This window comes from Proteus sp. fly-1013, from assembly GCF_040140245.1.
In the GTDB taxonomy this organism is placed as follows: Bacteria; Pseudomonadota; Gammaproteobacteria; order Enterobacterales; family Enterobacteriaceae; genus Proteus; species Proteus mirabilis_B.
The window spans coordinates 21997-34903 of record NZ_JBEEWD010000002.1 but is presented as its reverse complement, the minus strand read 5'-3'; the positions used below and the strand labels follow the sequence as shown (position 1 = coordinate 34903).

At 38.8% G+C, this 12907-nt stretch carries 9 protein-coding genes and 2 tRNA genes; all 11 read left to right on the top strand.

The features are described from left to right. The first annotated feature begins 96 nt into the window (after window positions 1–96). The 11 genes from proB to ABN236_RS04030 all read left to right on the top strand — a co-directional run bounded on the left by proB (window position 97) and on the right by ABN236_RS04030 (window position 12907). Window positions 97–1200, top strand: coding sequence for a glutamate 5-kinase (proB, locus tag ABN236_RS04080; RefSeq protein WP_036911879.1), 1104 nt, complete (start codon window positions 97–99; stop codon window positions 1198–1200). Between the two features lie 11 nt (window positions 1201–1211). Continuing rightward, complete coding sequence (locus ABN236_RS04075) at window positions 1212–2465, top strand: glutamate-5-semialdehyde dehydrogenase (RefSeq protein WP_349473427.1); 1254 nt, start codon at window positions 1212–1214, stop codon at window positions 2463–2465. Between the two features lie 145 nt (window positions 2466–2610). After that, window positions 2611–3123, top strand: coding sequence for a shikimate kinase AroL (gene aroL / locus ABN236_RS04070; protein WP_349473426.1), 513 nt, complete (start codon window positions 2611–2613; stop codon window positions 3121–3123). A 103-nt stretch (window positions 3124–3226) separates the two neighbouring features. Beyond that, window positions 3227–5386, top strand: coding sequence for a bifunctional acyl-ACP--phospholipid O-acyltransferase/long-chain-fatty-acid--ACP ligase (gene aas, locus ABN236_RS04065; protein WP_349473425.1), 2160 nt, complete (start codon window positions 3227–3229; stop codon window positions 5384–5386). Beyond that, window positions 5386–6585, top strand: a complete 1200-nt coding sequence (gene lplT, locus ABN236_RS04060; RefSeq protein WP_088493493.1) for a lysophospholipid transporter LplT — start codon at window positions 5386–5388, stop codon at window positions 6583–6585. Before aas ends, lplT begins: the two co-directional genes overlap by 1 nt. A gap of 36 nt (window positions 6586–6621) precedes the next feature. Next, window positions 6622–7128 (top strand): nicotinamide-nucleotide amidase, encoded by a 507-nt coding sequence (gene pncC / locus ABN236_RS04055; RefSeq protein ID WP_349473424.1) that lies wholly within the window; start codon window positions 6622–6624, stop codon window positions 7126–7128. A gap of 107 nt (window positions 7129–7235) precedes the next feature. Next, window positions 7236–8306 carry a recombinase RecA gene (recA, locus tag ABN236_RS04050; RefSeq protein ID WP_349473423.1) on the top strand — a complete coding sequence of 357 codons (1071 nt, stop codon included), beginning with the start codon at window positions 7236–7238 and terminating at the stop codon, window positions 8304–8306. A gap of 919 nt (window positions 8307–9225) precedes the next feature. Next, a complete protein-coding gene (alaS, locus tag ABN236_RS04045) occupies window positions 9226–11853 on the top strand; it encodes an alanine--tRNA ligase (RefSeq protein WP_270754140.1) in 2628 nt (875 codons plus the stop codon). A gap of 221 nt (window positions 11854–12074) precedes the next feature. Continuing rightward, complete coding sequence (gene csrA / locus ABN236_RS04040; protein ID WP_004244778.1) at window positions 12075–12263, top strand: carbon storage regulator CsrA; 189 nt, start codon at window positions 12075–12077, stop codon at window positions 12261–12263. Between the two features lie 465 nt (window positions 12264–12728). Further along, window positions 12729–12821, top strand: a tRNA-Ser gene (locus ABN236_RS04035). Between the two features lie 9 nt (window positions 12822–12830). Beyond that, window positions 12831–12907: transfer RNA gene (locus tag ABN236_RS04030), tRNA-Arg, on the top strand.

The following is a 12907-nucleotide window of genomic DNA, read 5'->3' as shown; positions in this document are numbered from 1 at the left end:
TTCATAGATTTTGCGTTATGTCAGTTGGCATAACGCTTCTCTCCTGATAAAACTGTGTATTATCTTTTTAAATAATCAACAAGAATGGTAAATGTTATGAGTAGCAGCCAAACGCTGGTTGTTAAATTAGGGACGAGTGTACTTACTGGTGGTTCACGACGTCTGGATCAGTCTCATATTGTTGAGCTGGTTCGCCAATGCGCTAAACAACACGAAAAAGGGCACCGGATTATTATTGTTACTTCTGGTGCAATTGCAGCAGGACGTGAGTATTTGAATTATCCTGATTTGCCCGCAACTATTGCGTCAAAGCAGTTGCTTGCGGCTGTGGGGCAAAGTGCCTTAATTCAAGTATGGAAACAGTTATTTGCTATCTACGGTATTCATATTGGTCAAATGCTATTAACACGTGCTGATATTGAAGATAGAGAACGTTTCCTGAATGCGCGTGATACATTACATGCGCTGTTAGATAACCATATTATTCCCGTTATCAATGAAAATGATGCTGTTGCCACTGCTGAAATTAAAGTGGGTGATAACGATAACTTGTCAGCATTAGCCGCTATTTTAGGTGGTGCTGATAAGCTGTTATTACTAACGGATATTGAAGGGCTTTACACGGCTGATCCTCGTAGTAATCCAGATGCTAAACTGATCCCTGAAGTTTTTGATATCAATGATGAGTTACGCCAAATGGCGGGTGATAGCGTATCTGGTCTAGGCACGGGTGGTATGGCAACAAAATTGCAAGCAGCAACCGTTGCAGGACGCGCGGGTATTGATGTTGTCATCGCCGCCGGCGTACAACCTGAAGTTATTGCCAAAGTGATCAATGATGAACCTGTTGGAACATTATTTCATGGCTTACAAAGTCCATTAGAAGCGCGTAAACGGTGGATCTTTGGTGCGCCAATTGCTGGTGTAATAGTAGTTGATGAAGGGGCTGAAAACGCAATTAAAGAAAAAGGTAGCTCCCTTTTACCAAAAGGTATCAAAGAGATTAAAGGCGATTTCTCTCGTGGATGTGTTATTCGCATTCAAAGTTTACAAGGTAAAGATCTCGCTCATGGTGTTGCGCACTATAATAGTGATGCATTGCGTTTAATTGCAGGGCACCATTCACAAGAAATTAGTCAAATTTTAGGTTACGAGTATGGCAGTGTTGCTGTGCATCGTGATGATATGATTGTTAGCTAAGGAGCCTTCTGATGTTAGAACAAATGGGTAAATCTGCAAGAGAGGCATCTTGGCATTTAGCTCAACTATCAACAGAGCAAAAAAATCAGGCATTATTAGTTATGGCTGATTTATTAGAACAACAAGAAGCGTCAATTCTTGCAGCAAATGAAAAAGATATGCAAGCGGCTCGCGAAGCCAATATCAATGCCGCTATGCTTGATCGTTTATTACTTAATTCAGCACGTTTAAAAGCGATCGCCGATGATGTTCGACAAGTGTGTCGCTTAGAAGATCCTGTGGGTCAAGTTATTGATGGTCGTATGTTAGATAGCGGTTTACGTTTAGAGCGTCGCCGTGTGCCGCTGGGTGTTGTGGGTGTTATTTATGAAGCTCGCCCTAATGTTACGATTGATGTTGCTTCTTTATGTTTGAAAACAGGTAATGCGGCTATTCTTCGTGGCGGAAAAGAAACTCATCACACTAACCAAGCAGTTGTTGCGGTTATTCAACAAGCATTAGAAAAATGTGGTATTCCAGCCGGCGCTATTCAGGCAATTGATAAGCCTGATCGTGAGTTAGTCGCTAAAATGCTAAAAATGGATGAGTATATTGATATGCTTATTCCACGAGGCGGAGCAGGGCTGCATAAACTTTGCCGTGAACAATCAACCATTCCAGTTATTACTGGTGGTATCGGTGTTTGCCATACTTTTGTGGATGAGAGTGCAGATTTAGAAAAAGCATTAACGGTTATCGTAAATGCAAAGGTACAACGTCCAAGCGCGTGTAATTCTTTAGAAACGCTTTTAGTACACGAGAATATTGCAGATCTATTTTTACCACTGTTAAGCGATGCTATGGCAGCTCAAAAAGTGACTTTACATTCAAGTGAAAAGGCACTGGCAGGGCTGAAAAAAGGCGGAGCTACTGTTGTTGATGTGAAAGATGCAGATTATTGCGATGAATGGTTATCACTTGATTTAAATGTAGAAGTGGTAAGTGGTTTAACTGAAGCAATTAGTCATATTCGCCGTTATGGAACTGCACACTCTGACGCTATTTTAACGCAATCTATTGCAAATGCTGATCGCTTTGTTCGCCAAGTTGATTCGGCTGCGGTGTATGTTAATGCAAGTACGCGTTTTACTGATGGTGGACAATTCGGTTTAGGTGCCGAAGTTGCTGTTAGTACACAGAAATTACATGCTAGAGGCCCGATGGGATTAGATGCTCTAACGACCTATAAATGGATTGGCTACGGCGATAATACAATTCGTAGCTAATTGTTAATATGAATAAATAAGCCATACTTTTCTAAAGTGTGGCTTTATTTTTTTGTTACATCAGGTATGATATTTTATACTTTACAGCATGTAAATTTTTAATTACACCCCTAAAAGGGAACACACTATGGAGATAGTGCATTTTATGGATAGTACAATTTACCTTATCGGACCTAGAGGTGCAGGCAAAACAACAGTAGGTAAAGCACTTTCCCTCGCGTTAAATTATAGATTCATTGATACGGATGATTGGATAACTCAAAAATATCAACAAACTATATCGACTATGGTTCAAGAGAAAGGTTGGGATTTTTTTCGACAAACTGAATCAGAAGCGCTCGTCCAAGTTAGCCAACCTAATCAAGTTATCTCAACAGGTGGCGGTATGATTTTGGCAGATCAAAATCGTGCTTATATGAAATCTTCAGGTGTTACTATTTATTTACAGGCATCTCTTGGAACTTTAGTTGAGCGTTTGTCCCAAGATCCGAATGAAGCACAAAGACCAAGTTTGACGGGGAAAACGTTAGTTTCAGAAATGAATGACGTTTTGGTTAAACGTGAACCTTTATATTTGCAATGTGCTGATATTATTGTGGATGCTGGATTACCTATTAATGAGATTATTGAGGCAATTCTCGCAAAACTCACGAAATAATTAAGAAGTCGTCTGATATAAAGGATAAAACAGGGAACATCTATTTTATTTTCATCACATCCTATTTATAGTAAGGCTAATTATAGCAAAATGAGATATGGATATGATGTTGATAGCGTTTTTTAAAACACTATTTAAATTCTTATTTAGAATAAGAATTGAAGGACTTGTTAATCAGTTTTCACAATATGAAAAATGTATAATTACACCAAATCATACTTCTTTTATTGATGGTATATTATTACGCTTATTCCTGCCTATTAATCCTGTGTTTGCTGTTTATACCTCTGTTGCTTCTGCAAAAACGACAAGATGGTTAGGTCGTTATGCTGATATCGTACCTTTAGATCCCGCCAACCCAATGGCTGTTCGTCAGTTAGTTAAAGAAGTGGATAAAGGTCGTCCTGTTGTGATTTTCCCAGAAGGAAGGATCACAGTAACAAATGGTTTGATGAAAATTTATGAAGGTGCTGCTTTTATTGCCGCAAAATCAGGCGCTAAAGTTGTTCCTGTTAGAATTGAAGGAGCTGAATTCAGCTATTTTTCACGAGTACGTAAAAGCTTACGAGTAAAATCTCAATTCTTTCCTAAAATCACCATCAAGGTACTTCCTGCTGTTGATTTACCGATGCCAAAAGCTGAAAAGTCTTCTGAGCGTCGCCGATTAGCGGGTGAAGCCATGCGTGACATCATGATGGAAGCCATCATGCAAACGCGCCCTAATATCACGCTGTATGAAGCATTTTTACAGGCAATGTCTCAATATGGTCGATTTAGTCCGCTAATTTCTGATATCAATCTAAAAGAAGATTCTTATCAAGGGTTACTGAAAAAAACGTTAGGGATCAGCCGATTAATTGAGCGCTATACAGAGCCCAAAGAGCGTATCGGTTTACTGCTTCCAAATACAACCGTCACTGCGGCTGCACTATTAGGTGCAACAATGCGTCAACGTGTTGTGGCAATGCTTAACTATACGGCGGGTAGTTTAGGTGTACAAAATGCGATGAAAGCCGCATCAATCAAAATCATTTTTACATCACGTCAATTTTTAGAAAAAGGGAATTTATTACATATTCCTGAGCAAACCCCAGAAGCGAATTGGATTTATCTTGAGGATCTAAAAGATACTGTTACCAGTGAAGATAAACGCTGGGTCCTCAAACACCTAGTTACGCCTAAAAAAGCGATGTTACCGCAAGACGCACATGATGCAGCCGTTATTCTATTTACATCAGGCTCTGAAGGTACGCCTAAAGGTGTTGTTCATAGTCATTCAAGTTTATTGGCTAATGTTGATCAAATTCGCGCTATTGCTGATTTTTCACCGAAAGACAAATTTATGTCAGCATTGCCGTTATTCCATGCATTTGGTTTAACCGCTTGTTTACTGACTCCAATTTGCTTGGGGGCGCGCGTTTTTCTTTACCCAAGTCCGTTACACTATCGAGTTGTGCCTGAATTGGTCTATGACCAAAACTGTACGGTGTTGTTTGGTACATCAACTTTTTTAGGAAACTACGGAAAATTTGCCCACCCTTATGATTTTGCCAGAGTCAGATATGTGGTTGCTGGAGCTGAAAAGCTTTCTGAATCGACTCGTGTTTTATGGCAAGAGAAATTCGGTATTCGTATTTTAGAAGGTTATGGTGTAACAGAATGCGCACCTGTTGTTTCAATCAACGTGCCTATGAGTGCCAAAGCTCATACAGTGGGGCGTTTGTTACCCGGTATGGAAGGGCGCTTAATTCCAATGAATGGTATTGCCGAAGGCGGTAGACTACAACTACGTGGTCCTAACGTAATGATGGGATATTTACGCGTTGAATCACCTGAAAAACTGGAAGTCCCTGTAGCAACCAATGCTGAAGGTATTGACGAAGAAGGTTGGTACGACACTGGTGATATCGTTGCTATTGATAGTGAAGGTTTTTGTACTATTAAAGGGCGTGTAAAACGCTTTGCAAAAATTGCGGGTGAAATGGTTTCTCTTGAGGGTGTTGAGCAACTTGCACGTAAAGCATCTAAAGGTGAGCACGCTGTTGTGACTATAAGTGATAAGCGCAGAGGTGAATCATTAGTCCTGTTCACAACCGATAAGCAATTAGATCGTAGTACGCTGTCAGCATTGGCAAAATCGGAAGGTGTTGCTGAAATTGCTGTACCAAAGGATATTCGTTTTATCAAAGAAATTCCTGTTTTAGGAAGTGGGAAAACGGATTTTGTCTCATTGAAAAAACTTGCTGAACAGGAAAATAACTAATGTCAGAGAATATTAGCCAGCCTCCTTTAATGAGTAAAGGAATGAAAGCGGTATTGATATCGCAATTTCTTTCTGCTTTTGCTGACAATGCATTATTGTTTGCGATCCTTGCTCAGTTTAAATCGGCGCTTTACCCAGAGTGGAGCCAGCCTGTTTTACAAATGGTCTTTGTGCTGGCTTTTATTCTCTTAGCACCTTTTGTAGGACAGTTTGCTGATCGTAATCCTAAAGGTAGGGTTATGCTCAGTGGCAACCTTTTAAAATTCGTAGGTGCATTTCTTATTTGTGTAGGCTCAGACCCTTTCCTTGGTTATGCCTTAGTCGGCATTGGCGCAGCTGTTTATTCTCCTGCTAAATATGGCATTTTGGGTGAATTAACAGATGGCGAGCGTTTAGTTAAAGCAAATGGCTTAATGGAAGCATCTACCATTGCTGCTATTTTATTGGGATCAGTCATTGGTGGTTTGCTCTCAGATTGGAACATTGTTTTTGCATTAGGTGTTTGCGCGGCAATGTATGCCTTAGCGGTATTTGTTAACTTTGGTATACCTAAATTATCAGCAGCTCAAATTGGTCGTGGTTGGAACATTAAAAAAATGTTTATTCAGTTTCTTGAAGCTACACGTACTTTATGGGCTGATAAAGAAAGTCGCTTTTCTTTAGTGGGAACCAGCATGTTTTGGGGCGCGGGAGTCACATTGCGTTTCTTACTGGTTCAATGGGTACCTATTGCTTTAGGTATGACTGATAATACAACACCTACTGTATTAAATGCGATGGTTGCCATTGGTATTGTGGTCGGTGCTGGATTAGCCGCTAAATTTGTGACACTAAAAACAGTACGCCGCTGCATGCCTGCCGGTATTTTAATTGGTCTTGGTGTTGTTTACTTCTCATTGCAAACTTCAATTATTCCATCCTATCTAATCCTTATCATCATCGGTGTTTTTGGTGGCTTCTTTGTCGTTCCTTTGAATGCGTTATTACAAGACAAAGGAAAGCACAGTGTGGGTGCTGGTAATGCTATCGCTGTACAAAACTTAGGTGAAAATACGGCAATGCTATTAATGCTTGGATTATTCTCACTAGTTACGAGCATTGGTGTCTCTGTCGTTGCTATCGGGATTGGCTTTGGTGCTATCTTTGCCTTAGCAATTGGTGGTTTATGGTTATGGGATTGCACCAGAAAAAAATCTTAAACAGTGAGATTTAGAATAGAGGTTAGATGAACCTTAATGATAAATTACGATGAAATGACCCGCCTAAGTATTGAGGTGGGTAAAGCGTTAATTGAAAAGAAGAGTACGATAACAACGGCTGAATCTTGCACTGGCGGATGGATTGCGAAAATTATCACGGATATCGCAGGAAGTTCTGAATATTATCACCGTGGCTTTGTAACATATAGCAATGAAGCAAAGCATGAAATGATAGGTGTTGATGAACAAACTTTGCTTAAATACGGCGCGGTGAGTGAAGAAGTCGTTCTTCAAATGGCTAAAGGGGCACTAATAACAGCTAATGCAGATTTTGCAGTATCTGTTAGTGGTATTGCCGGACCCGGTGGTGGGAGTGAAGAAAAACCTGTTGGTTTAGTTTGGTTCGGCTTTGCAATGAAAACACCAACAGGTATTCAAACTACGGCAAAACACTGTATATTCAGTGGTTCACGAGAGCAAGTAAGAGCTGAATCTGTTGTTTTTTCTTTAAAATCAATACTTAAAGAAATTATTAATAATTAACTTGATACTGTATGATTATACAGTATAATGAGTTTCAACAAGCAAAATCATATACGTTTTAATGGTAGTGACCCATATTTATGTTTCACTGCCCAGAGGGAGATAACATGGCTATTGATGAAAACAAACAAAAAGCATTGGCCGCAGCACTTGGTCAAATTGAAAAGCAATTTGGTAAAGGGTCTATCATGCGTCTGGGTGAAGATCGTTCCATGAACGTTGAAACCATCTCTACGGGTTCTTTATCATTAGACGTTGCTTTAGGTGCTGGTGGTTTACCACGTGGTCGTATTGTTGAAATCTATGGCCCAGAATCTTCTGGTAAAACTACCTTAACTCTACAAGTTATCGCAGCTGCTCAACGTGAAGGCAAAATTTGTGCATTTATCGATGCTGAGCATGCTTTAGATCCTATCTATGCTAAAAAACTGGGCGTAGATATTGATAACCTGCTGTGTTCTCAGCCTGATACTGGTGAACAAGCCTTAGAAATTTGTGATGCATTATCTCGTTCTGGTGCTGTTGATGTTATCGTTGTTGACTCCGTTGCCGCTTTAACACCAAAAGCAGAAATTGAAGGCGAAATTGGTGATTCACACGTTGGTTTAGCGGCTCGTATGATGAGCCAAGCTATGCGTAAATTAGCGGGTAACCTGAAAAACTCAAATACATTACTTATTTTCATCAACCAAATTCGTATGAAAATCGGTGTTATGTTTGGTAACCCAGAAACCACAACAGGCGGTAATGCACTTAAATTCTACGCTTCTGTACGCTTAGATATTCGTCGTATCGGTTCTGTTAAAAACGGTGATGAAGTTGTTGGTAGTGAAACACGCGTTAAAGTGGTGAAAAATAAAATTGCAGCACCATTTAAACAAGCTGAATTCCAAATTATGTATGGCGAAGGTATCAATACCTTTGGTGAACTGATTGATTTAGGTGTTAAACATAAATTGGTAGAGAAAGCAGGTGCATGGTACAGCTACAATGGTGAGAAAATTGGTCAAGGTAAAGCCAATGCAACAACTTACCTAAAAGAACACCCTGAAATGTACAATGAGTTAAACACCAAATTACGTGAAATGTTATTAAATCATGCTGGCGAATTTACTAGCGCAGCTGATTTTACTAACGATAGCGATAATGCAGCAGATATTGAAGAAACAGAAGAATAATTCTTTTGCCAATACCTAAATACCTAAATACCTAAATTGCTAAATTGAATGCGTATTAAAACATATTACGATTATCGTAGTTGTAAAACACTAGTCAATTAATGTGATTTAACTCACTTAAAAAGGAAGCTCTAAAAAGGCTTCCTTTTTGCTATATGTCGTATTTTTTATTCAAAATAGGGTTAAAATTAGCCTTATTTTGTTTTCTTCCTATAAAAAATAGCCTTTAACACTACTTTATTTAATATAACGATATTTTTTACTAATCTATTTTTTGTAGTTGTATGAAATTTTATATAGTGAAATTTTGGTGATATATTCTTATCAATAATTAATCTAAATAAGAATCATTACGATAATCTGGTTGCACCAGATAGTAAATAATTGACATATAAAGATAAATATCTTCAAGATATTTGGATCTAATTTAAATTGTATTTAAAGGTTTGTTGAGATGTAAGGTGAATTTTATACTGACAAGCGCTTTTATTTTAGTAAGTTATCGTGCTCTTAATATCTTATTTAAGTAATGGTGCTTATGTGTTTATAACTAATTACCATGAGAAAAAGAGATTATTTGTAGAAAAGAAACGTATAGAGAGTAATTCCATAAAAAATCAGTAATAACAAATACTTTTTAATAATTACAAAATGAAAATACTTTCAGTTGTTAACATTTCCCAAGATAATTGCTCTTAAATAGAGAAAAGTCCCATTCTCAGATAACAATCCCACTTTCAGAAAAAAACTAGACGATTTACAATGTCAACACGAATAAGTTTATCGGGGGTTTTACTTCTGACAGAAGAAATTCTATCTTATCCCTACTTATGTATTCGTTGGCTAAGTAGAGGTAACAATAAACCTCCACTAACTAGATTTCTAATTTCTGTTTTTCCAGCTTGATTTCGGGATAATTATGAGCAAAAGCACCGCTGAGATCCGTCAGGCGTTTCTCGACTTTTTTCATACTAAAGGACATCAAATAGTACCTAGCAGTTCTTTGGTTCCAAATAACGATCCAACATTGCTGTTTACAAACGCAGGGATGAACCAATTCAAAGATGTATTTCTTGGATTGGATAATAGACCTTATTCCCGAGCGACAACCGCGCAACGCTGTGTGCGCGCTGGTGGTAAACATAACGATTTAGAAAATGTGGGTTATACCGCTCGTCACCATACCTTTTTTGAAATGCTAGGTAATTTCAGTTTTGGTGACTATTTCAAACATGATGCAATCAATTTTGCTTGGGAATTATTAACAAGCAAAGAGTGGTTCAACTTACCTAAAGAAAGACTTTGGGTAACAGTATATGCCACAGATGATGAAGCTTATGATATTTGGAATAAAGAAATTGGTATTCCAGCAGAAAGAATCATCCGTATTGGTGATAACAAAGGCGCACCATTTGCATCAGATAACTTCTGGCAAATGGGGGATACAGGCCCTTGTGGACCTTGTACAGAAATATTTTATGATCATGGTGACCACATTTGGGGCGGACCTCCAGGATCACCAGAAGAAGACGGCGATCGCTATATTGAGATCTGGAACATCGTCTTCATGCAATTTAACCGTAAGTCAGACGGTACAATGGACCCATTACCAAAGCCTTCTGTAGATACTGGTATGGGATTAGAGCGTATTACAGCTGTTTTACAGCATGTAAACTCTAACTATGACATTGATTTATTCCGCTTGTTAATTGAATCAGTTGCTAAAGTAACTAATGCATCAGATTTAAGTAATAAATCATTACGCGTTATTGCAGATCATATTCGTTCTTGTTCATTCCTTATTTGCGACGGTGTTATTCCTTCTAACGAAGGTCGTGGCTATGTATTGCGTCGTATTATTCGTCGTGCAGTACGTCATGGTTATATGCTTGGCGCAAAAGATACCTTCTTCTATAAGTTAGTAGCTCCATTAATTGAAGTTATGGCAGAAGCTGGTGAAGAGTTAAAACGTCAACAAGCTATCGTTGAAAAAGTATTAAAAACGGAAGAAGAGCAGTTTGCTCGTACATTAGAACGTGGTCTTCAACTATTAGATGAAGAGCTTGCTCAATTAACAGATGACGTTCTTCCTGGTGAGACTGCTTTCCGCCTTTATGATACTTATGGTTTCCCTATCGATTTAACCGCTGATGTTTGTCGTGAAAGAAATATCAAAGTTGATGAAAAAGGCTTTGAAATCGCAATGGAAGAGCAACGTAAACGTGCTCGTGAATCCAGCGGTTTCGGTACTGACTATAATAGTTTAATTAAAGTGGATAGCCGCAGTGAGTTCTCTGGTTATGATCATGATGAACAGCAGGGCACAATTACCGCTATTTTCCATAACGGGCAATCAGTCACTGAATTAAAAGCAGGTGAAGAAGGTATTATCTTCTTAAATAAAACCGCATTTTATGCAGAGTCTGGTGGTCAGGTTGGTGATAAAGGTGTTCTAACAGGTAAAGATAGCCTGTTTGAAGTCACAGATACGCAAAAATACGGTAAAGCTATTGGTCATATTGGTAAAGTTAACGTAGGGTCATTTATTGTTAACCATAAAATCAATGCCACTATCGATATTGCTCGTCGTGATGCTATTCGTTTAAATCACTCTGCTACACACTTATTGCACGCAGCATTGCGCCAAGTTCTGGGTACGCATGTTACTCAAAAAGGTTCTTTAGTTAACGATAAGTATCTGCGTTTTGACTTTTCTCATTTTGAAGCGGTTAAACCAGAACAATTACGACAAATTGAAGATATTGTAAATGCGCAAATCCGTCTTAACTCACCAGTTGTCACTGAGTTAATGGATCTTGAAGATGCAAAAGAAAAAGGTGCGATGGCGCTCTTTGGTGAAAAATACGACGAACGAGTTCGTGTTTTAACCATGGGTGACTTCTCTACTGAGCTTTGCGGCGGTACTCACGCTTCTAGAACGGGTGATATTGGTTTATTCCGCATTGTCAGTGAGTCAGGTACGGCAGCTGGTATTCGTCGTATTGAGGCGATTACTGGTATTGCAGCAATTGAGAGTATTCATGAACAATCAGATCTTATCTCTCTTGTTGCACAAGTTCTAAAAAGCGATGGTACAAACTTGGTCGAAAGAATCAAAACAGTCCAAGAAAAACATCGTTTATTAGAAAAAGAACTTCAACAACTAAAAGATCAGCAAGCTGCTCAAGAGAGTTCCTCTTTAGGTGGTCAAGCTAAAAACGTGAAAGGTATCAAACTTTTAGTTCGTGAGCTTAATGGTGTTGAGCCAAAAATGTTAAGAACAATGGTTGATGATTTAAAAAATCAATTAGGTTCTGCAATTATTGTGCTTTCTACTATTTCTGATGGTAAAGTGAGCTTAATTGTTGGGGTCACTAAAGATTTAACTGCTAAAGTTAAAGCTGGTGAGCTAATTAGTTTTGTAGCACAGCAAATTGGCGGTAAAGGTGGCGGTCGCCCTGATATGGCTCAAGCTGGTGGTACTGACGTTGAAGCCTTACCAGCAGCTTTGGCAAGTGTTGACGAGTGGGTTGAATCGCATCTGTAAGCGATAGCAACCTGAAAAAAGGCGCTATCCCTGTTAGTGTAGGGATAACGCCTTATAGAGATATTGGTAATCCGTTAAATAATCAATCACTAAATTTATATTTTGTTATGAAGTGTGAGTTACTTGTGATAAATAATGATTATACGAATTGACAATGTATGATGGATAATGGCCGGGAAATTCTAGAGACCCGACTCTTGTAAATTTTCAAGGAGCAAAGAATGCTTATTCTAACTCGTCGAGTTGGTGAAACGCTTATGATAGGCGATGATGTGACCGTAACCGTTTTAGGGGTTAAAGGTAATCAGGTACGGATTGGCGTAAACGCACCCAAAGAAGTATCTGTCCATCGTGAAGAGATCTATCAACGAATTCAGGCCGAGAAAACTCAGCCTACTGATAACTACTAAACTAATTCCTATTTTTAGTTAGTTACAATTCATTCGTAAGCGTCCACACTTTTGCCGGGTTTGGGCGCTTTTCTCTTTATAAGACTTTTGATTCCCTTCTTTGTTCCTATCTTTGCTCTCCTTGAGCTGTATTTATTATTACACTATCCGTTTATTCTGATTGACAGAATTGAAAGTCTTTTTACCTCTAATCATTCGCTTCACAATTATTTGCTGTGTGAATAAATTTATTTACTAAGAGAACAAAATACTTGAATGATTTTTCATCAGCGATATCATTGTGTTTAGAACTTTTTTAGCCAATCTTGATGATAAACGCATCAGTTTGTTTGTGAAGTGTTCAAACAAACGTATATTCGTAAAAAGTTGAGAAAAATTGTTTGACTTCTTAGGCTGAGAAAGTAATATGTGCGCCACACAGAGACGAGATGTTCAGTAAGAACTTCTTCGAGTGGTTCTAAATATGGTGAGATGGCCGAGAGGCTGAAGGCGCTCCCCTGCTAAGGGAGTATGCGGTCAAAAGCTGCATCGAGGGTTCGAATCCCTCTCTCACCGCCATTTAGATTTGCATCCTTAGCTCAGCTGGATAGAGTACTCGGCTACGAACCGAGCGGTCGGAGGTTCGAATCCTCCAGGATGCACCA

Excerpts from the sequence above, each read along its gene's own strand:
- proB (WP_036911879.1), top strand. The coding sequence starts at position 97 with ATGAGTAGCAGCCAAACGCTGGTTGTTAAATTAGGGACGAGTGTACTT.
- ABN236_RS04075 (WP_349473427.1), top strand. The coding sequence starts at position 1,212 with ATGTTAGAACAAATGGGTAAATCTGCAAGAGAGGCATCTTGGCATTTA.
- aroL (WP_349473426.1), top strand. The coding sequence starts at position 2,611 with ATGGATAGTACAATTTACCTTATCGGACCTAGAGGTGCAGGCAAAACA.
- aas (WP_349473425.1), top strand. The coding sequence starts at position 3,227 with ATGATGTTGATAGCGTTTTTTAAAACACTATTTAAATTCTTATTTAGA.
- lplT (WP_088493493.1), top strand. The coding sequence starts at position 5,386 with ATGTCAGAGAATATTAGCCAGCCTCCTTTAATGAGTAAAGGAATGAAA.
- pncC (WP_349473424.1), top strand. The coding sequence starts at position 6,622 with ATGATAAATTACGATGAAATGACCCGCCTAAGTATTGAGGTGGGTAAA.
- recA (WP_349473423.1), top strand. The coding sequence starts at position 7,236 with ATGGCTATTGATGAAAACAAACAAAAAGCATTGGCCGCAGCACTTGGT.
- alaS (WP_270754140.1), top strand. The coding sequence starts at position 9,226 with ATGAGCAAAAGCACCGCTGAGATCCGTCAGGCGTTTCTCGACTTTTTT.
- csrA (WP_004244778.1), top strand. The coding sequence starts at position 12,075 with ATGCTTATTCTAACTCGTCGAGTTGGTGAAACGCTTATGATAGGCGAT.